The sequence below is a fragment of the Brevibacterium sp. K72 genome (assembly GCF_050562175.1).
Taxonomy (GTDB): Bacteria; Actinomycetota; Actinomycetes; order Actinomycetales; family Brevibacteriaceae; genus Brevibacterium; species Brevibacterium casei.
On record NZ_CP191582.1, the window covers coordinates 1,196,225 to 1,213,446 of the forward strand.

Annotated in this window: 19 protein-coding genes; 9 read left to right on the forward strand and 10 right to left on the reverse strand. The window is 69.2% G+C overall.

Going from position 1 to position 17,222, the window contains the following annotated elements:
• The first annotated feature begins 78 nt into the window (after nucleotides 1-78).
• From ACQ1RG_RS05330 to ACQ1RG_RS05345, 4 genes are read left to right on the forward strand one after another with little or no spacing between them, the layout of a single operon-like run.
• Nucleotides 79-1,137, forward strand: coding sequence for a Bug family tripartite tricarboxylate transporter substrate binding protein (locus ACQ1RG_RS05330; protein ID WP_205772183.1), 1,059 nt, complete (start codon nucleotides 79-81; stop codon nucleotides 1,135-1,137).
• Nucleotides 1,134-1,661, forward strand: a complete 528-nt coding sequence (locus ACQ1RG_RS05335; RefSeq protein WP_167560274.1) for a tripartite tricarboxylate transporter TctB family protein — start codon at nucleotides 1,134-1,136, stop codon at nucleotides 1,659-1,661. The genes ACQ1RG_RS05330 and ACQ1RG_RS05335 overlap by 4 nt, the downstream gene beginning before the upstream one ends.
• A gap of 9 nt (nucleotides 1,662-1,670) precedes the next feature.
• Entirely contained in the window at nucleotides 1,671-3,185 is a 1,515-nt protein-coding gene (locus ACQ1RG_RS05340; protein WP_430600619.1) for a tripartite tricarboxylate transporter permease, read from the forward strand.
• A 14-nt stretch (nucleotides 3,186-3,199) separates the two neighbouring features.
• The gene (locus tag ACQ1RG_RS05345; RefSeq protein ID WP_193338510.1) at nucleotides 3,200-3,979 is read left to right on the forward strand and encodes a helix-turn-helix domain-containing protein; all 780 of its coding nucleotides are present in this window, start codon (nucleotides 3,200-3,202) and stop codon (nucleotides 3,977-3,979) included.
• Here ACQ1RG_RS05345 and ACQ1RG_RS05350 read toward each other — a convergent pair.
• Nucleotides 3,961-4,614: an SRPBCC family protein gene (locus ACQ1RG_RS05350; RefSeq protein ID WP_430600620.1), complete on the reverse strand. Its 654-nt coding sequence runs from the start codon at nucleotides 4,612-4,614 to the stop codon at nucleotides 3,961-3,963. The two genes, ACQ1RG_RS05345 and ACQ1RG_RS05350, sit on opposite strands and share 19 nt — an antisense overlap.
• A gap of 159 nt (nucleotides 4,615-4,773) precedes the next feature.
• On the opposite strand from ACQ1RG_RS05350, the gene ACQ1RG_RS05355 reads away from it, so the two are divergent.
• On the forward strand, nucleotides 4,774-5,532 hold the full coding sequence (locus ACQ1RG_RS05355; protein WP_193338512.1) for an HpcH/HpaI aldolase family protein: 759 nt from the start codon (nucleotides 4,774-4,776) through the stop codon (nucleotides 5,530-5,532).
• A gap of 1 nt (nucleotide 5,533) precedes the next feature.
• Here the strand turns inward: ACQ1RG_RS05355 and ACQ1RG_RS05360 are convergent, their stop codons facing one another.
• The 3 genes from ACQ1RG_RS05360 to ACQ1RG_RS05370 all read right to left on the reverse strand — a co-directional run bounded on the left by ACQ1RG_RS05360 (nucleotide 5,534) and on the right by ACQ1RG_RS05370 (nucleotide 7,622).
• Nucleotides 5,534-6,643, reverse strand: coding sequence for an alcohol dehydrogenase catalytic domain-containing protein (locus ACQ1RG_RS05360; RefSeq protein ID WP_430600621.1), 1,110 nt, complete (start codon nucleotides 6,641-6,643; stop codon nucleotides 5,534-5,536).
• A 96-nt stretch (nucleotides 6,644-6,739) separates the two neighbouring features.
• Nucleotides 6,740-7,264 carry a GNAT family N-acetyltransferase gene (locus ACQ1RG_RS05365; RefSeq protein ID WP_009380109.1) on the reverse strand — a complete coding sequence of 175 codons (525 nt, stop codon included), beginning with the start codon at nucleotides 7,262-7,264 and terminating at the stop codon, nucleotides 6,740-6,742.
• Nucleotides 7,254-7,622 (reverse strand): ArsR/SmtB family transcription factor, encoded by a 369-nt coding sequence (locus ACQ1RG_RS05370; RefSeq protein WP_009380108.1) that lies wholly within the window; start codon nucleotides 7,620-7,622, stop codon nucleotides 7,254-7,256. The genes ACQ1RG_RS05365 and ACQ1RG_RS05370 overlap by 11 nt, the downstream gene beginning before the upstream one ends.
• A 74-nt stretch (nucleotides 7,623-7,696) precedes the next feature.
• Between ACQ1RG_RS05370 and ACQ1RG_RS05375 the strand changes: the two genes are divergently transcribed.
• Complete coding sequence (locus ACQ1RG_RS05375; protein ID WP_009380107.1) at nucleotides 7,697-9,034, forward strand: NAD(P)-binding domain-containing protein; 1,338 nt, start codon at nucleotides 7,697-7,699, stop codon at nucleotides 9,032-9,034.
• A 29-nt stretch (nucleotides 9,035-9,063) separates the two neighbouring features.
• Here the strand turns inward: ACQ1RG_RS05375 and ACQ1RG_RS05380 are convergent, their stop codons facing one another.
• Complete coding sequence (locus tag ACQ1RG_RS05380; protein WP_009380106.1) at nucleotides 9,064-9,468, reverse strand: arsenate reductase ArsC; 405 nt, start codon at nucleotides 9,466-9,468, stop codon at nucleotides 9,064-9,066.
• A gap of 46 nt (nucleotides 9,469-9,514) precedes the next feature.
• Between ACQ1RG_RS05380 and ACQ1RG_RS05385 the strand changes: the two genes are divergently transcribed.
• Nucleotides 9,515-9,904: an MmcQ/YjbR family DNA-binding protein gene (locus tag ACQ1RG_RS05385; protein WP_040342252.1), complete on the forward strand. Its 390-nt coding sequence runs from the start codon at nucleotides 9,515-9,517 to the stop codon at nucleotides 9,902-9,904.
• A gap of 45 nt (nucleotides 9,905-9,949) precedes the next feature.
• Nucleotides 9,950-10,783: an aldo/keto reductase gene (locus ACQ1RG_RS05390; protein ID WP_131248190.1), complete on the forward strand. Its 834-nt coding sequence runs from the start codon at nucleotides 9,950-9,952 to the stop codon at nucleotides 10,781-10,783.
• Nucleotides 10,784-10,927: 144 nt separating this feature from the next.
• On the opposite strand, the gene ACQ1RG_RS05395 is transcribed toward ACQ1RG_RS05390, so the two are convergent.
• The 5 genes from ACQ1RG_RS05395 to ACQ1RG_RS05415 all read right to left on the reverse strand — a co-directional run bounded on the left by ACQ1RG_RS05395 (nucleotide 10,928) and on the right by ACQ1RG_RS05415 (nucleotide 15,845).
• Entirely contained in the window at nucleotides 10,928-12,445 is a 1,518-nt protein-coding gene (locus ACQ1RG_RS05395; RefSeq protein WP_430600623.1) for a tripartite tricarboxylate transporter permease, read from the reverse strand.
• Between the two features lie 9 nt (nucleotides 12,446-12,454).
• Nucleotides 12,455-13,057 carry a tripartite tricarboxylate transporter TctB family protein gene (locus ACQ1RG_RS05400; protein ID WP_009380102.1) on the reverse strand — a complete coding sequence of 201 codons (603 nt, stop codon included), beginning with the start codon at nucleotides 13,055-13,057 and terminating at the stop codon, nucleotides 12,455-12,457.
• The gene (locus ACQ1RG_RS05405) at nucleotides 13,054-14,085 is read right to left on the reverse strand and encodes a 4-hydroxythreonine-4-phosphate dehydrogenase PdxA (protein WP_009380101.1); all 1,032 of its coding nucleotides are present in this window, start codon (nucleotides 14,083-14,085) and stop codon (nucleotides 13,054-13,056) included. Before ACQ1RG_RS05405 ends, ACQ1RG_RS05400 begins: the two co-directional genes overlap by 4 nt.
• Nucleotides 14,082-15,053, reverse strand: coding sequence for a tripartite tricarboxylate transporter substrate binding protein (locus ACQ1RG_RS05410; protein WP_063248693.1), 972 nt, complete (start codon nucleotides 15,051-15,053; stop codon nucleotides 14,082-14,084). The genes ACQ1RG_RS05405 and ACQ1RG_RS05410 overlap by 4 nt, the downstream gene beginning before the upstream one ends.
• A 63-nt stretch (nucleotides 15,054-15,116) precedes the next feature.
• Nucleotides 15,117-15,845: a GntR family transcriptional regulator gene (locus tag ACQ1RG_RS05415; RefSeq protein ID WP_009380099.1), complete on the reverse strand. Its 729-nt coding sequence runs from the start codon at nucleotides 15,843-15,845 to the stop codon at nucleotides 15,117-15,119.
• A 151-nt stretch (nucleotides 15,846-15,996) separates the two neighbouring features.
• Between ACQ1RG_RS05415 and ACQ1RG_RS05420 the strand changes: the two genes are divergently transcribed.
• Nucleotides 15,997-17,211 (forward strand): CaiB/BaiF CoA transferase family protein, encoded by a 1,215-nt coding sequence (locus ACQ1RG_RS05420; protein WP_119296969.1) that lies wholly within the window; start codon nucleotides 15,997-15,999, stop codon nucleotides 17,209-17,211.
• Nucleotides 17,212-17,222: the final 11 nt, after the last annotated feature.

A 17,222-nucleotide genomic window follows, 5' to 3' on the forward strand; every position in this document is an offset into this window, starting at 1 on the left:
AGGCGCGAGCACCGCAGACACACGACAACACACGATGACAGGGATCTGCAGGCAGCTGCAGCTGATCAAGGAGTGGCAATGCGATCAACGACGATCACACGCACAGGTCGGACCACCTCGGCGAGGGAAGGTGCGCGGAGGAGACGGTGGGCAGGCGTGGGGGCCGCGCTCGCCGCGACGGTGCTCGTCCTCTCCGGATGCCAGGGCCGAGCCCAGCCGCCGGGGGAGGGCGGGGACTACCCGTCGGGACCGGTGACGGTGACGGCCCCTGCCGAACCCGGCTCGGGCTGGGACACGACGGCGCGCGCCGTCACCGAGGCCCTGCAGCGCGACGAGCTCGTCACCACGCCCCTGCCGGTGCAGAACCGGCCGGGCGGCACGGGCTGCACGTGGCTGACGACGATGATGCAGCAGGACAAGGGCAAGGACGACCAGATCGCCATCACCTCGCTGGCGAGCCAGACGATGAAGGCGCGGGGTCTGTGCGAGTACGGGCCGCAGGATGCCACCCTCATCGCCACGCTCTACGTCGAGGACTTCATCGTCGTCGCTCCCAAGGACAGTGACATCGCCGACCTCGACGGCCTCGTCTCCGCGCTCAAGGACGACCCGCAGGCGGTGACCGTGGCCGCCGCCGGCGACGACACGCTGCCGTTCGCGCTCTTCGCGAAGGCCGCAGGGGTCGAACCCGCCGACGTCAACTTCGTCAACTACGACGGCGGCGGCGAGCAGACGACGGCGATGCTCAACGGGGATGCGAAGGTCGCGATCGCCGGACTGAGCGAATTCCGGTCCGTCCTCGAATCCGGGGACATCGTCCCCCTCATCACGTTCGCGCAGAAGCCGCTGATCGCCCCGTTCGAGTCGGTGCCCACCGCGATGGACTCCGGCTACGACGTCACGCTCGGCAACTGGCGCGGGGTCTACGGTCCCGCGGACATGCCCCAGGAGGCCGTCGACTACTGGGCGACGACGCTGGAGAAGATGAGCACGTCGACCACGTGGGAGGACACGGTGAAGAAGAACCAGTGGGCGCCGGAGTTCCGGACCGGTGAGGACGCGCAGAGCTACGTCGACGAAGCGGCGAAGACGGTCGAGGAGGGTGTCAAGGAGACCGAACTGGGCACGGACAAATGACCGCGACCCGGCGCGATCTCGTCACCGGGATCGTCATCACGGTCATCGGGGTCGTCTACCTCTCGGCGACCTTCTCGATCCGGGAGACGGCCGACATCGTCACCCCGCGGACCTTCCCCCAGATCGTCGGCGCCGGGCTCATCGTCCTCGGCCTCTTCCTCGCCGGACAGTCCGTGTGGAGTGCTCGGACCGGGCAGGCTCGGCCCCACCCCGCCGAGGCGGAGGCCGCGTCCCAGGGTGAGAGCGGCGCCGAGCCCGCCGGCGGTGTTCTCATCGACGCCCCGCCGGAGCCGGCGGGGCGCAGGGTCGTGGTCCAGTTCGCGCTCTTCTTCGCCTACCTCGCGATCGTCATCCCGGTCGGCTTCGTCCTCTCGACCGCGGCGTTCCTCATGGCGGTGACGAGCCTCTACGCCCCGAAGAAGTGGATCCGCAACCTCGTCTTCTCCGTCCTCTTCTCCGTTGCGGTCTACGTCGCCTTCGTCTTCGGGCTCGCGGTCTACCTGCCCGTGGGAATCCTGGGATAGGGGGAGGGCATGGACACACTCGTCGATCTGGGAGGCGGCTTCGCCTCGGCGCTGCAGCCGGCCAGTCTCGCCTTCGCTCTCCTCGGCGTCCTGCTCGGCACCGTCGTCGGCGTCCTGCCGGGGATCGGTCCGATCTCGGCGATCGCGATCCTCATCCCCGTCTCCTTCGGGATGGAGCCCGTGCACGGCCTCATCCTCCTCTGCGGGATCTACTACGGGTCGATGTACGGCGGATCGATTACCGCGACCCTGATCAAGACCCCCGGCGAGGTCTCGAGTGCGGTGACGGCGATCGAGGGCTACGAGATGGCCCGGCGCGGTCGGGCGAAGGCGGCGCTGGCGACCGCGGCGATCGGGTCGTTCCTCGCCGGCACGCTCGCGATCATCGGGCTGACGTTCCTCTCCCCGGTCCTCGTCCGCCTCGCCAACGTCTTCGGGGCCACCGAGTACTTCCTCCTCATGGCCGCAGCCCTCCTGCTCGCCTCGACGATGTCGACGGGGTCCCGAGCGAAGGCCCTCATCTCGATCTTCATCGGCCTCGCCGTCGGCCTCATCGGCCTCGACTTCCAGACGGGCCTGCCCCGGCAGACGTTCGGCATCACCCTGCTCTCCGACGGCATCGACTTCACGATCTTCGCCATGGCCCTCTTCGCGATCCCCGAGGCGATCCGCAACCTCGCGCTCGGTCAGGGGGCGAAGGAGGAGATCCAGAGCTTCGGCTCCGAGCGGTGGATGACGAAGCAGGACTGGCAGCGCTCGGCCGGCCCGTGGGCGCGGGGCTCGGTCCTCGGGTTCATCATCGGCGTCCTCCCCGGTGTCGGACCGTCGCTCGCCTCCTTCATGTCCTACATCATGGAGAAGCGGATCTCGAAGCGCAAAGACGAGTTCGGCAAGGGCGCGATCGAAGGTGTGGCCGGTCCCGAGGCGGCGAACAACGCCGGCGTCGGCGGTGCGATGGTCCCTCTCTTCAGCCTCGGCATCCCCGGGTCGGCGACGACGGCGCTGCTCCTCTTCGTCTTCACGATGTACGGACTCCAGCCCGGTCCGCTGATCTTCCGCGACGAATCGGGACTGATCTGGACGATCATCGCGAGCATGTACGTCGGCAACGTCGCCCTCATCATCCTCAACCTCCCGCTCGTCGGCGTCTTCGTCAAACTCCTCAAGATGCCCAAGGAGATCCTCTTCTCCGCGATCCTCGTCCTCGTCGTCATCGGCGCCTACGCGATCGAGTTCAGCCTCTTCGGCCTCATCATGCTCGGCATCTTCGGGGTCGTCGGCTACCTCATGGACCGAGGCGGCATCCCGCTCGCCCCGTCGATCCTCGCGCTCGTCCTCGTTCCGCTCCTCGAGGACAACTTCCGCCGCATGCTCCAGATCTCCGGGGGATCGCTCGCACCCCTGGTCACCCGGCCGGTGTCCCTGGCGATCATCATCCTCATGATCGCCGGCATCGTCGGTCCGTTCGTCTTCCGCTGGTGGGTGCGCCGAGGGAAGCTGTTGGCAGATGTGAGCGTCGGATGAGGGAGAGGACACCGATGACCGACAGAACGTCCACCGCAGGGAGGTCGACCGGGACGGAGGGGCGGGGCGATCCCACCCCCGCCGAGGCGCTCGCCCCGTCCGAGTTCGACCGGCCCCAGGAGGTCGGGGTCATCGACCGGAGTGCGGCCATCCTCACCGCGCTCCAGGACACCCCGATGACCGCCGCCGAGGTGTGCCGCCGCCTCGGCTACTCGAAGTCGACGACGTACCGCCTCCTCGCCGACCTGCGGACCCACCGCTTCATCGTCCGCGACTCCGGGGGCCTGCTCCGCCTCGGGCCGTTCCCGGGACGGCGGAGCATCGCGACGACGAATTCCGTCCTCGAGCACCTGCGCACGCTCACGAGCGAATCCGTGCAGCTGTGGGTCCGCGTCGGCGAGGACCGGGTGTGCGTGCGCAACGTCGAAGCCGACCACGAGCTGCGGGTCACCCGCGGCGTCGGCACGATCCTCCCGCTCGTCGACGGCGGGTCGGCGGCGCTCGCCCTGTGCGGGCCCGGGAATCCGGGGGAGTTCTACGCGACGAAGCAGGCGCGGGTGAAGGGGACCGCCTCGGCGAGTGTGGCCTTCACGGTCGGGGCCACGGTGTTCGCGCTCTGCGTGTCCTACCCCCTGACCAGGGAGCCGGACAATGTCGCCGGTGCCTACCGCGGGCCGGTGACGACAGCGGCGATCGAACTCAAGTCGCTGCTCGAGGACAGCGAGGAGCTTGCGGTGCTCAGGGACATCGCCCGCCTTGCGCTCGGGGCCGGCGGTCAGTCCTCGCCGAGGTAGAACGCCGTCGTCCGCTCCGCCGCGGCCCGGGCCTCGGGTTCGGGGGTGCCTGCCGCCGCCGAGGCCTCACCCCACGCCGCACTCGACGCGCGGATGAACCGCTGGACGGCCGGCGTCCGAGCGAAGGCCTCCTCGTCCTCGGGGCGACCCGTGCCGGCCTTGAGGTGGAGGGCGAGTCCGAGGAGCGAGAGGTCCCACCCGACACCGGTCGCCCCGGGCCCGTACCGGGTCCAGAACTCCGACCCCGCCTCGGCGGTGGCCGCATGCTCGAGGGTGAGTCGGGCACCGTCGCCGTCGGGGTCGACGCGCACGGACACCTGGCTCGTGCCGCCGCCGAACTCCCACGTGATCGCGAAGGTCCGCGGTGCTTCGCAGACCTCGATCGTGCCCGAGGCGTTGCCCTCGATCCCGTACCGGCCGCCTGGCCGCAGGTCGCCGCTGACCGGGGCGAACCAGCGGGCGAGGCGCTCGGGCTCGGTGCACGCCTCCCAGAGGTCGTCGACGGAGGTCGGGTAGGTCTGGCTGAGTGATTGGACGGCATGCTGGGTGCTGTCGTCGATGTCGACGCTCAGGCCGCGGGTGACGTCGTCGGCCTGGGCGGCGATGACGGCGTCGTCGGTGGGTCGCTCGCTCACTGGTCCTCCTCGGTGTGGGTGGGCATGGTTCGAGTATGGGCGCTCGGTCGCCCACGTCAAGGGCACTGACTCCTCAGAGCGGCGGGCAGGGCCCTGCCGGGCTCGCCCGGATCCTGAACGTCGGCGACCGCGCCCGGGCCGGTGTGGTTCGATGCCCCCATGACTGCTGCATTCGAGACGCACCGCGCCCGGCTCGCCGAGGGTGCGGTCTACAACGGGCTGTGGATGATGACGGCGAGCCCGGAGCTCGCGACGATCGGAGCGGCGACGGGGTACGACTTCGTCTGCCTCGACCTCCAGCACGGGCTCACCCGCCCCTCCGACGTCGTCCGGCTCAGCGACGCGATCCGCGCGCACGGTTCGGCGCTCGTCACCGCCCGGGTCGCGGTCAACCGGTTCACCGAGATCGGGATGCTCGCCGACGCGGGCATCGAGGCGATCATCGTGCCCCTTGTCTCCACGGTCGCCGACGCCGAGGCGGCGGTTCGGGCGCTGGACTACCCGAGCCGCGGCGGCGACCGGTCGTGGGGTCCCACAGCGGAGTTCCTCACCGGGGACATCAGGGACACCCGCGCCGAGCGTCCCCTGCTCTTCGTCATGATCGAGACCGCCGAGGGCCTCGGGGCCGTCGAGGAGATCTGCCGGGTCCCCGGTGTCGACGGCGTCTACGTCGGTCCCGCCGATCTCGCGTTCGCCGTCGGTGCCGTCCCCGGTCAGCCCAACGACGCCCACGCCGAGGCGCTCCTGCGGATCCGGTCCGCCGCCGATGCCGCCGGCATCGTCCCGGGCATCCACTGCGGTGACGGGGCGGAGGCGAACCTGCGCCGGGATGAGGGATTCCGGTTCATCACCTCGGCGCTCGACATCGGGGCGGCCGCCCGGGCGCTGCGCGCGGACCTCGACAACGCCCGCGCCTGACTCAGCCGTCGAGGTCGACGACGGTGCGCAGTCCCGGGGTGGGGTGCGCGAATTCGTTCGGGAGGTCGGCCGGGCGGATCGGCCCGCCGAGGATGTCGTCCCAGGGCATGGTCGCGCCCTCCCCGGCGAGGAAGTCGACCGCCTGCTCAAGGTGGCGCGGTTCGTAGTTGTGGACGCCGGTGATCGTGCGCCAGCCGCGGACGATGTGCTCGGGGTCGATGGACACGTGCGGTCCGGGGGAGACGCTGCCGGCGAGGACCGCGGTCCCGCCGATGCCGATCGCGTCGAGGCAGGCCCGCACCCCCGCCTCGGCGCCGGAGAGCTCGAGGGCGACGTCGACGTCGGCGGGCTGGTCGGCGGCCGCGGCGACGAGCGTGTCGGCACCGGTCGCCTCGGCGAGGCGACGGCGCTCGGGTGCGGGGTCGAAGGCGATGACCTCGGCGGCACCGCGGGACTTCGCGGCGGCGATCGCGATGAGGCCGAGCATCCCGATGCCGTTGACGAACACCCGACGCCCGGACAGGTCGCCGGCGGCCTCGCACATCGCCATGACGGTGGCGACGGCGCATCCGGCGGTCGCGGCGACGGCGTCGGGCACCGAGTCGGGGACCGCTGCGATCGCGACGCCTGCGGGCAGGACGATGTGGGAGGCGTACGTGCCCGAGAGCGCCCATCCGGCCTCGGTCGATTCGTGGCCGACCTTGGCGACCGAGACGCACTTCGCGCTCAGACCGCGACGGCAGTTGCGGCAGTCACCGCACACTGCGGTGACGGCGAAGACGACCCGCTGTCCGACCGCATGGTCGGCGGTCGTCGCCGCGATGACCCCGACGCCTTCGTGCCCGAGCACTGAGGGGCTCGGCGCGGGCCGGTGACCAGCGACCGTGTGTCGATCGGAGCCGCAGACCGTCGCCGTGGTCAGACGCACGAGAGTCTCTCCGGGAGCCAGAGGCGGAATCGGGAGCGATCGCGGTTCGAACCGGTCCTCGCCGAGCCAGACGAGCGCCTCGGCGGTCGACGGGGCTGCGGGGTCGCTGTCGGCGGTGCGGGTCGCGGTGCCGGTCGCACCGGAACCGGCCGGGTGGAGTTCGGGGCTGGAGAGGTCACTCATAGGGGTCCAGTTGACCAGCCTCGGCGGGGACTTGTCTACACAAGTGGGGCGAGTTCACTCTCACGCCACGACGATTTCACTCGGACACCTGCGGGCTCATTCGGGAGAGAGCTCTGTGCGCCTCTCGATGAGGACCGTGTCTCGCCACCGTCCCGCCAGCGGTCCGTAGGACATGCGGGCGATGCGTTCGCGGCGACCGACCGCGCGGAAGCCCGCGCGCTCATGCAGGCGCAGGCTCGCCTCGTTCTCTGCGAAGACCGATGCCTGGATCGTCCAGATGCCCGAACGGTCGGCGAGGCCGAGGAACGCGGCGAGCAGGCGGGTGCCGACCCTGCGGCCCGCGGAGTCGGGACGGACGTAGATCGAATGCTCGACGACGCCGCGGTAGACCGCTCGGGATGAGACCGACGCGGCGGCGGCCCACCCGAGGAGCGTCCCGTCACCGCCGGTCGCGCCGAGCATGAGGTGCGGGTGCTTGGCGGCTGCGAAGGCGTCCCAGCTCTGCGGCGGCTCGGCTTCGAACGTTGCGTGTCCGGTCGCGATCCCCTGCCGGTAGATGGCGTCGACGACAGGCCAGTCCGAGGCCGTCAGCGGCCGAAACGAGAGTGCGTCAGCGTTCATCGGCCGGTTCTGGTCGGAAGAGGGCCTTCGCTGCATCATCGAGGCTGCCCGGCACTGGGCGATAGTACGCCCAGCGCCCGCGCTGCTCCCGGGTCGCGAGACCGGCGTCGACGAGGATCTTCATGTGGTGGGACACGGTCGGCTGGGACAGGCCGACGGGGCCTGTGAGATCGCATGCGCACAGCTCTCCTCCCGGACTCGCCAGGATCATCGACAGCAGCTTCACTCGGGCGGGGTCGCCGAGAGCCTTGAAGACCTTCGCGACGCGCTCCGCGTCCGCGCCGTCGAGCGGCACGTCCTCGACGCGGCAGGACGTCGACTGCGAGTGCGTTCCGATCGGCTCAGGGGGTGCGGACATGGATCCATTGTCCCTCACGCATTGACATCTGTCGATACGTCACAGAGGATGAATGCATCGATGATCATCAATACGTGGAGAAGCGAATAAAGCCTGTCGTTGTCATCGGCGCCGGACCGCAGGGCCTTGCGGCTGCCGCCCATCTGCTCGAGCGAGACATGGAGCCGCTCGTCCTCGAAGCGGGAACGACGCCGGCCGCGGCGGTCGCCGAATGGGGACACGTGCGGCTGTTCTCCCCGTGGTCAGAACTCACGGATGCGGCAAGCCGCCGCCTGCTTCTCCGTGCCGGATGGGATGTTCCGGACCGCGGGTATCCGACCGGATCCCAGTGGATCGAGGGATACCTCGCCCCGCTCGCCGCCGCCGTCGGCGATCGGATCGAGTACGGCGCGCGGGTGGTCGGCGTCGGGCGGAAGGGTCGTGACCTCTCCGTCGACGACGGCCGTGCCGATTCGCCATTCATCGTCCATGTTCGCCGAGGCGACGGGTCGGAGGAGCGGATCGAAGCACGGGCGGTCATCGACGCCTCCGGTACGTGGGGACAGCCGAACCCTGCTGGTGCCGACGGGCTCTCTGCTCTCGGTGAGTCGGCGGCGGTCGACGCCGGTCTCGTCGAGCATCGGATTCCGAGCATCGTCGACGCGCGGCGATGGGCCGGTGGCCATATCGTCGTGGTCGGCAACGGGCACTCTGCGGCCACGACGATCGGTCTGCTCGCTCGCGTCGTCAAGCGCGAACCGCGGACGCAGGTGAGCTGGGTGCTGCGGCGGGGAGCGGTCGGGAACACGTTCGGCGGAGGAGACGCAGACGAGCTGCCGGAGCGGGGAGCTCTGGGGCAGCGCGCCGAACGGGCCGTCGACGAGGGACTCGTCGACCTGGTCACCGGTTTCCGGACCGAGCGCATCGTCGTCTCCGGCGAGCGGGCGACGCTCATCGCTGAGGACGGACGGAGTCTCGCGCCTGCCGATCGCCTCATCGTGCTCACCGGTTTCCGACCCGATCTGTCCTTCCTCTCCGAGGTCCGCCTCGACCTCGATATGCGGCTGCAGGCACCGGCGAAGGTCGCCGCGGAGGTCGATCCCAACGTGCACTCATGCGGTTCCGTGCGTGCGACCGGAGCCGCCGACCTCGCCCATCCTGAACCCGGTTTCTACATCGTCGGGGCGAAGTCCTACGGTCGAGCGCCGACATTCCTCGCTCTCACCGGCTACGAACAGGTGCGCAGCGTCGTCGCAGACATCGCCGGCGATCGGGAGGCGGCAGCCAGGGTCGATCTCGTTCTGCCGGATACGGGGGTCTGCGGCGGTGCCGGGCTCTTCGACGTCCCCGAGGAGGCGAACACAGGCGGATCGTGCTGTGCTGTCGGCCCGCAGCCGGTGAGCATGGGCACCGACCTCGGTGCCGTGCGCTGACCTGATCGCCGTGCGGAACGGGTGCGTCCTCAGCCGAGCAGTTCGTCGACGAGAGCCGTCACGCGTGTCCTGATGGCGTCGCGGATCGGACGGACGGCGGCGATGTCCTGTCCTGCGGGGTCATCGAGCTGCCAGTCCTCGTAGCGCTTGCCGGGGAAGATCGGGCATGCGTCTCCGCATCCCATCGTGATCACCACGTCCGAGGACCGCACGTCGTCGGTGGTGAGCACCGTCGGCTCTTCAGCAGTGATGTCGATGCCCTCTTCGGTCATGGCCTCGACGGCGACGGGATTGATGTGATCGGCCGGCATCGAGCCGGCGGAGCGGACCTCGATGCGGTCGCCGGCCAGGTCGCGCAGATAGCCCGCGGCCATCTGGGAGCGACCGGCGTTGTGGACGCAGACGAACAGAACGGACGGCTTCTCATCGGTCATGGCTGAATCATCTCAGACGCGATTGCCGTCGGCGTATCGTGGCACCATGGCTCACCCGCAGATGTTCGACGCCGACGACCCCGTGCTCGCGTGGTTCCGGGCGGTCGCGCTGAGCTTCCCCGAGGCGCAGGAGAAGGTCTCGCACGGTCGTCCGGCGTTCTTCACGACGAAGGTCTTCGCGTACTTCGGTGCCGCGGAGAAGCACGTCACCGGGGAGATCGAACAGCATCCCCACTCAGTCCTCCTCCTGCTCGATCCGCTCGACGCCGAGGTGATGCTCGAGCGCGAGGACACGTTCGTCCCCATGTACCTCGGCCCCACCGGCTGGATCGGTCTCGACCTCGCCGACGTCGCCGAGGACGAGCTGCGCGACCTCCTCGCCGACTCCTATCGCAGCACAGCCCCGGCCAGGCTCGCCCGGCTCGTTCAGGACTGACCGCACCCCTGGTCCTCACCGCCTCGGCGGTCTTAGGGTGGAGTCATGACTGCGATTCCCACTCTCGAACTCAACGACGGACGTCCGATCCCCGAGATCGGACTCGGCACGTATGCGATGACCGGCCCTGAGGGCGTTGAATCGGTCGCCGCCGGCATCGAGAGCGGCTACCGCCTCCTTGACACGGCCGTCAACTACGAGAACGAAAGGGAAGTCGGCCAGGCGATCGCGGAGAGCCCCGTCGACCGCGCCGACCTCTTCGTCACGAGCAAGATCCCCGGCCGCCACCACGGATTCGATGAGGCGATCGCGAGCACCGAGGAATCGCTCGCGCGTCTCGGCCTCGACTACCTCGACCTCCACCTCATCCACTGGCCCAACCCGAGCGTCGGGAAGTACGTCGACACGTGGCGCGGGCTCATCGAGCTGCGCGACCGCGGGCTCGTCAAGTCCATCGGCGTCTCGAACTTCACCGCCGAGATGCTCACCGAACTCATCGAGAAGACCGGAGTCACCCCCGCGGTCAACCAGGTCGAACTCCACCCCTACTTCCCGCAGACCGCGCTCGTCGAGTTCCATAGGTCGATCGGCGTCCAGACCGAATCGTGGTCCCCGCTCTACCGCGACGGTGGGCTCTTCGCCGAAGACCCCATCACCGAGGCGGCCCGAGCCCACGGCGTCGAACCGGCCCAGGTCGTCCTGCGCTGGCACACCCAGATCGGCAGCATCCCGATCCCGAAGTCGGCGAATCCCGACCGACAGCGTCAGAACGCCGACATCTTCGGCTTCGACCTCACCCCCGCCGAGGTGGCAGCGATCTCCGGTCTCGAGCGCGGCCGGATGAAGGACCGGGATCCGCTCTCCCACGAGGAGATGTGAGCGCCCGGGGCCTCACTCAAGGCGCAGCGCGCATAGCCGGTGGTGCATCGTCGGCCATCCGCGCTACGCCTTGACCGAGCACCCGGGCAGCTGGTTACGCCTTGACCGAGCGCGCGGACAGCTGAGGGCGCAGCCGCAGCGGCCTCAGTGCGACACGGTCTCCCGGTTGCGGGCGTCCGCTCTCCGTGTCCGGAGGTTCCGGACCACCGCTCCGATGAGCGGGTAGGCGAGTGCGAAGAGTGCGGCCAGGGTGAGGATGAGCGAGAGCGGCTGCTGGAACATGATGAAGAGGTTCCCGTTGCCCAGCGCCGAGGTCTGCACGAGGTACTTCTCGAGCAGCGGACCGAGGACGAGGCCGAGGACGAACGGTGCCGCGGGGAAGTCGAAGCGCTTCATGAAGAAGCCGAGGAGCCCGGAGAAGAACACCACCCAGAGGGTGAACATGTTGTTGCCCAGGGCGAAGGCGCCGACGAAGCTCATCATGAGCACGATCGGGTAGAGGAAGACGTAGGGGATCCGCAGGATCTGCGCGAACACCGGTGCCAGCGGCAGGTTGAGCACGAGCAGGATGAGGTTGCCGAAGAAGAAGCTCACGAGCAGACCCCAGACGATGTCGGGCTCCTGCTGGAAGAGCAGCGGACCCGGCTGCAGTCCGAAGATGACGAACGCGCCGAGGAGGACGGCCGTCGTTCCGCTGCCGGGGATGCCGAGCGCGAGGGTGGGGATGAAGCTCGCGTTCGCGGCCGCGTTGTTCGCCGCCTCGGGTGCGGCGACCGCCTCCGGCGCGCCCTTGCCGATGAGGTGCTTGAACCGGCTCACCTGCTTTTCGACGCCGTAGGCGAGGAACGTCGCGAGCGTCGCCCCGGCACCGGGCAGGACCCCGACGGTGAAGCCGAGACCGGTGCCGCGCACCGTCGACGGTGCCGCACGTCGCAGCTCCTCTTTCGTCACGAGCAGATCCCGGAAACGGGCGCGGATGGGCTTCTCCCCGCCTCGGCGGATCTGGTGGAGGACCTCACCGACGGCGAAGATGCCGATCATCACCGCGACGAAGTCGAGCCCCGAGAGGAGGTTGACGCTGCCGAAGGTGAAGCGGGCCGTGGAGAAGCCGGAGGCGACCCCGACCATCGACACGAGGAGCCCGGCGGCGGCCATGGTGATGCCGCGGAGGATGTTCTCCCCGGCGAACGAGACGATCGTCGCCATCCCGAGGAGGATGATCGCGAGGTTCTCGGCGGGGCCGAAGTTGAGGGCGAACCGTGCGATCGGCTGGGCCAAGGCGATGAGGGCGATGAGTGAGACGATGGCGGCGAAGAACGATGCGAGGGCGGAGATCGCGAGCGCCGCGCCGGCTCTGCCCTTCCGCGCCATCTGATAGCCGTCGATGGTGAGCACCACGCTCGAGGAGTCCCCGGGGGTGGAGATGAGGATCGAGCTGATCGAGGACCCGTACTGGGATCCGTAGTAGATGCCGGCGAGCATGATGAGCGCGGTGACGGGATCGAAGGCGAGGGTGACCGGCAGGAGGATCGCGACACCCGTCGTCGATCCGAGCCCGGGCAGCAGGCCGATGACGGTGCCGAGCAGGACGCCGACGAAGCACCAGAGCAGGTTCTCGGGGGTGACTGCGGTCTCCAGCCCGATGAGAAGATTGTCGAACATGGGAGCTCCTCAGACGAGGCCGAGCATCCCGGTCGGCAGGGGGACCGAGAGGACGAGGCCGAAGACGATGTAGACGAAGACTGCCGCACCGATCGTCGCCAGAGCGGAGACCCACCACTTCTGCTTCTCCACGACGAGGAGGAGGAAGAGGATGGCCCCCGAGAGCGCGATGATGAGCCCGAGGACGGGCACGAGCGCGAGCGCGATGCCGAAGGTGAGGAAGATGACGAAGGGCGCGCGGTTGCGCTGCCTCTCCGTGCGGCCGAAGGTGTCGACGGCCTCCCCGTCGGCGGAGACGGCATCGGCGGCGGCGTCGATCGACTCCGCGGCGGTGGCCTCGATGTCCTCGACCGCTGACATGATCCGTCCGCCCGAGGTGCCGACACGCGCGAAGAAGAGACGGAAGATCTCCGCCACCGAGGCGAGGAAGATGAACGCACCGGTGAGGAAGGGAAGCATGCCCGGACCGACCTGGCCGCCCTCGACGGTGAGCCCGTAGCCAAGCCCCATGATCGCGGCCACCGCGCCGACGATGCCGAGGATCGCGGTGCCGATGACGTCGGAGACCTCGGGTCGGTTCCGCGGAGGGGTCCGCTCCGCCACCGTGCTCATCGGACGCCCGCCTCCGCGGGGGCCGCACTCTCCGGTGCGGCGGTCCTCGCCCGCTCGGCCGCGCGGTGGGCGGACATGCGCACCGCGAGATCGAAGGCATGGCTGCTCGGGCTCAGCTCCGCCGTGCGCGTGCCGACGATCCCGTGCGCGGTGCCGTGGGCGGGAGTGGCGATGGGGATCGGGATGCCGCCGTGGACCGTGACGCCCTGGTCGAAGCCGAGCAGCTTCATCGCGATCTGCCCCTGATCGTGGTACATCGTCACGACACCGTCGAAGTCGCCGCCGGCGGCCCGGGAGAAGAGAGTGTCACAGGGGAAGGGGCCTGCGACGTCGATCCCGCGGGAGCGGGCGAGGGCGATCGCCGGGGCGATGTCGTCGATCTCCTCGCGCCCGAACTTCCCGCCCTCACCCGCGTGCGGGTTGAGCGCGCACACCGCCAGTCGCGGGGTCGGCGTCCTCGTCTCCCGGACGACGCGGTCGAGGAGCTCGATCGTCTCGAGCACCCTGCCGGCGCGGATGCCCGCAGCGACCTCGGAGATCGGAATGTGCGAGGTCACCCGGGCGGTGACGAGCGCATCGATGAAATTGAGCTCGGAGGTGAAGCCCCGGTAGCCGAGCCGCTCGGCGAACCACCGCAGCTCGTCCTCCTGAGTCATGCCCGCCTGCGACATCGCCCCCTTGTTGAGGGGGAAGAAGAGGACTCCGTCGGCGTCCTCGGCCGCGCACAGGTCGAGCGCGGTGCCGAGGTCGATCAGCGCCCGCCTGCCCGCGTCGGCACTCACCTCGCCGACGGGGATGGCGGGACCGTCGTAGGCGGTGCCGACGAACTCGATCTCCTCGAGGTCGGGCAGGTCGACGCCGGCGGTGTCGGCGAACGAGCGCAGCTCGTCCGGCGTCGCGGTGACGGTGAGGTCGGCGCGGGCCCGATTGCCCTCGTCGACGAGGATGCGGGCGAGGAGTTCGGGGCCGACCCCGGAGAGGTCGCCGGGGACGAGGACGATGCGCGGCTTGGGCGTCGAGGCGGTCACTTTCCGATCGCCTCCCGCAGCTCCTTGTCGTTTTCGGCGAGGTACTTCGAGAAGTCGTCGCCGTAGGCCGTGTTCGGCTGCATCATGTTGTCTTCGATGTACTTTGTGTAGGCATCGGTCTCGGCGAACGCCTTCGCCTGGTCGATCCAGTACTGCTTGGCCTCGTCGGGGATGTTGCCGGGTGCGATGACGCCGCGGAACTGGGCGAAGGCGACGTCGATGCCCTGTTCCTTCGCGGTCGGGATGTCCTTGAGCTCGGGGTACTCGTAGCGTTCCTCCGAGGCGGCGCACAGGGGCTTGAGATCGCCCGATTCGAGCTGGCCGAGGACCTCACCCGGGTTGACCGAGATCGCCTCGACCTGTCCGCCGAGGGCTGCGGTGATGACCTCGGACCCCGATTCGAAGGGCACGCGGTCGAACTTCGCCCCCGTGGCCTTCTCCATGAGCGTGAAGGTGATGTTGTCGAGTCCCGTCGCTCCGGAGATCGCGACGACGGTGCGCTCCTTCTTCGCCTTCTCGACGAGGTCGGAGCAGGTATTGAGCGGCGAGTCGGCCTTGGCGACGATGAGCGTGTAGTCGTCGCCGAGCTTCATGATCGGGGTGAAGCTCTCATACGTGAATTCGACGTCCTGGGTCGCCGGCAGGGCGAGCATCGCCGTCTCGGTGGCGAGCAGGTAGTTCGGATCGCCGCTGCGGCCGAGGAATTCGGAGTAGCCGACGGCCCCGGAGCCGCCTTCGATGTTCTGCACGGTGATCGTCTTGCCGGTCGTCTCCTCGAGTCCGGAGGCCGTCGCGCGGCCCGCGATGTCGCTGCCGCCGCCGGCGGCGAAGGGGACGATCATGGTGACGTTGCCCTTGGGTTCGAAGCCGCCGTCGGACGAGGCGGTCGACCCCTGCCCGCAGGCGCTCAGCCCGAGGGCGAGGACGCCGGCTGCGGCCGTGGCGGTGAGCAGTCTCTTCAGGTGCATTTCCATCTCCTTTGACAGAAGTGTGAGGTGGTGTCGGTGTGGGACGGTGGGGGTCCGCGGCGGTCACGTCGCCGGGGGCAGGGCGGAGCGCACCTCCTCGAGCCAGCGGTCCGATTCGGGCGTGGCCCCGTCGAGGCGGTCGACGACGTCGACGAGGAACGAGAGGTTCCCGTGGTCGTCGAACTCCGCTTCGATGGCCTCGGGGTCGCCGGTGAGGATGACGTCGAGCATCCGGGCGTGGCGCGCGACGTTGCCGTCGAGGTCCTCGATCTCCCGCCGGGCCTGGTTGTTCAGTGCCATGCACATCTGCAGCTGCATCGCCATCGCCCGGTACGTCGATTCGATGCGGCCGTGACCGGCCAGCCCGACCACGGCGAAGTGGAATTCGAACCCGGCGGAGACCATGTCCCCTTCGGTCCCGGACTCGGCGATCCTCTCCATCTCCCGCAGGGCGGCCCGGCATCGTTCGACCCGCTCGGGGGCGAGGTCGGGCAGGGCCAGACGCAGCGCCATCCGTTCGAGATCGCGACGCAGAGTGGCGATCTCGAAGACGTCGTGCTGAGTGATCGACATGATCCTCACCCCCTTGCGCGGGATGTGCTCGACGAGGCCGGTGTGCGCGAGCTCCTTGAGCGCCTCGCGCAGAGGGGGACGGGAGATCCCGAGCTCTGCGCAGAGGCGCTCCTCGACGAGCCGTTCGCCGGGGAGATAGTCGCCGGCGAGGATCGTGCGCTCGAGAGCCTGTCTCGCCTGCATCGCGAGACTCGGCTGAGCCGGGAGGAGAGTGGACACTTTTCGATAGATCCTCTTTTGTATACAGTAGTGTGAAGACTGTAACCCGCATCACACTGCAATTTCAATGGGTCGGCTCGGTCTGTCGTCGAAGATCAACGGCGTCGGGTGAGCTGTTCCTAGAGGATCGATGAAGATCAGAGGAGTTCTCATGAGCGCAGACACACCTCCCGACGAGTCCGCGGGACCGCGCGCGCCGGGCGCTCTCAGCGGCGTCACGGTGCTCGAACTCGGCGTGTTCATGGCCGGACCGTTCGCGACGATGCAGCTCGCCGACCTCGGCGCCCGGGTGATCAAGATCGAGAATCCCGATGGCGGCGACCAGACGCGCAGCACCGGGCCGTACGTCGACGGCGAGAGCGTGCCCCATATGCTCCTCAACCGGAACAAGGAGTCCGTCACCCTCGACCTCAAGGACCCGATCGGCAGGGAGGCGTTCATGCGCCTGGCCGAGACCGCCGACGTCGTCGTCGAGAACATGAGGCCCGGCGTCATGGCCCGTCTGGGAACCTCGTACGAGAGCGTGCGCGAGCGCAATCCCGGCATCATCTACGCCTCCGCCTCCGGGTGGGGCCAGGACGGTCCTCTCGCGGATCTCGCGGGACTCGACATCATGGCGCAGGCGCGCAGCGGGCTGATGAGCATCACCGGCTTTCCCGATTCGCCCCCGGCCAAGGTCGGGGTCCCGATCTGCGACCTCACCTCGGCGCTCTACGTTGCTCTCGCCGTCACCGCCGCCCTCGTCGAACGGGACCGTTCGGGGCAGGGGCAGCACATCGACGTCTCCCTCTTCGAGAGCGGCGTCTCCTACGCCGTGTGGGAGGCGGCCGCCTACTTCACCGAGGGCAGGATCGGGCGCCCGAACGGGTCGGCTCACCAGAACCAGGCCCCCTACCAGGCCGTGCACTCCGCCGACGGCTTCGTCACGGTCGGGGCGAACACGCCGCGCAACTGGGAGCGGTTCTGTCGGGCGCTCGGACTCGACGACCTCCTCGAGGACCCGCGGTTCACCCAGTCCTATGACCGGCTCACGCACAGGGAGGCGCTCATCGCCCTCATCGAGGACAAGACCGGGCAGCTGACGACCGACGAGGTCGTCGGACTGCTCAACGAGGCCGGAGTCCCGTGCGCACCGATCAGCGACTACGGGGAGGTCTTCACCGACGACCATCTCCTCGCGCGCGACTTCTACTGGGACTCCGCGCACCCGGTCGCCGGCACGGTCCGGCAGATCGGCTCACCGATGCGGATGTCGCGCACGCCGGCGCGACGCGGCCCGGCCGGGCCGTCGCTCGGCGCCGACAACGCAGTGCTCGACGACCTCGGTTTCACCCCGGAGGAACTCGCCGCACTCAAGGGACGCTGAGATGCACCTCG

Bases quoted from the DNA above. Each gene is read 5' to 3' on its own strand.
- ACQ1RG_RS05390 (WP_131248190.1), top strand. From the start codon at position 9,950: ATGACTGCGATTCCCACTCTCGAACTCAACGACGGACGTCCGATCCCC.
- ACQ1RG_RS05365 (WP_009380109.1), bottom strand. From the start codon at position 7,264: ATGAACGCTGACGCACTCTCGTTTCGGCCGCTGACGGCCTCGGACTGG.
- ACQ1RG_RS05330 (WP_205772183.1), top strand. From the start codon at position 79: ATGCGATCAACGACGATCACACGCACAGGTCGGACCACCTCGGCGAGG.
- ACQ1RG_RS05345 (WP_193338510.1), top strand. From the start codon at position 3,200: ATGACCGACAGAACGTCCACCGCAGGGAGGTCGACCGGGACGGAGGGG.
- ACQ1RG_RS05380 (WP_009380106.1), bottom strand. From the start codon at position 9,468: ATGACCGATGAGAAGCCGTCCGTTCTGTTCGTCTGCGTCCACAACGCC.
- ACQ1RG_RS05360 (WP_430600621.1), bottom strand. From the start codon at position 6,643: ATGAGTGACCTCTCCAGCCCCGAACTCCACCCGGCCGGTTCCGGTGCG.
- ACQ1RG_RS05340 (WP_430600619.1), top strand. From the start codon at position 1,671: ATGGACACACTCGTCGATCTGGGAGGCGGCTTCGCCTCGGCGCTGCAG.
- ACQ1RG_RS05385 (WP_040342252.1), top strand. From the start codon at position 9,515: ATGGCTCACCCGCAGATGTTCGACGCCGACGACCCCGTGCTCGCGTGG.
- ACQ1RG_RS05355 (WP_193338512.1), top strand. From the start codon at position 4,774: ATGACTGCTGCATTCGAGACGCACCGCGCCCGGCTCGCCGAGGGTGCG.
- ACQ1RG_RS05420 (WP_119296969.1), top strand. From the start codon at position 15,997: ATGAGCGCAGACACACCTCCCGACGAGTCCGCGGGACCGCGCGCGCCG.
- ACQ1RG_RS05400 (WP_009380102.1), bottom strand. From the start codon at position 13,057: ATGAGCACGGTGGCGGAGCGGACCCCTCCGCGGAACCGACCCGAGGTC.
- ACQ1RG_RS05410 (WP_063248693.1), bottom strand. From the start codon at position 15,053: ATGCACCTGAAGAGACTGCTCACCGCCACGGCCGCAGCCGGCGTCCTC.
- ACQ1RG_RS05395 (WP_430600623.1), bottom strand. From the start codon at position 12,445: ATGTTCGACAATCTTCTCATCGGGCTGGAGACCGCAGTCACCCCCGAG.
- ACQ1RG_RS05370 (WP_009380108.1), bottom strand. From the start codon at position 7,622: ATGTCCGCACCCCCTGAGCCGATCGGAACGCACTCGCAGTCGACGTCC.
- ACQ1RG_RS05335 (WP_167560274.1), top strand. From the start codon at position 1,134: ATGACCGCGACCCGGCGCGATCTCGTCACCGGGATCGTCATCACGGTC.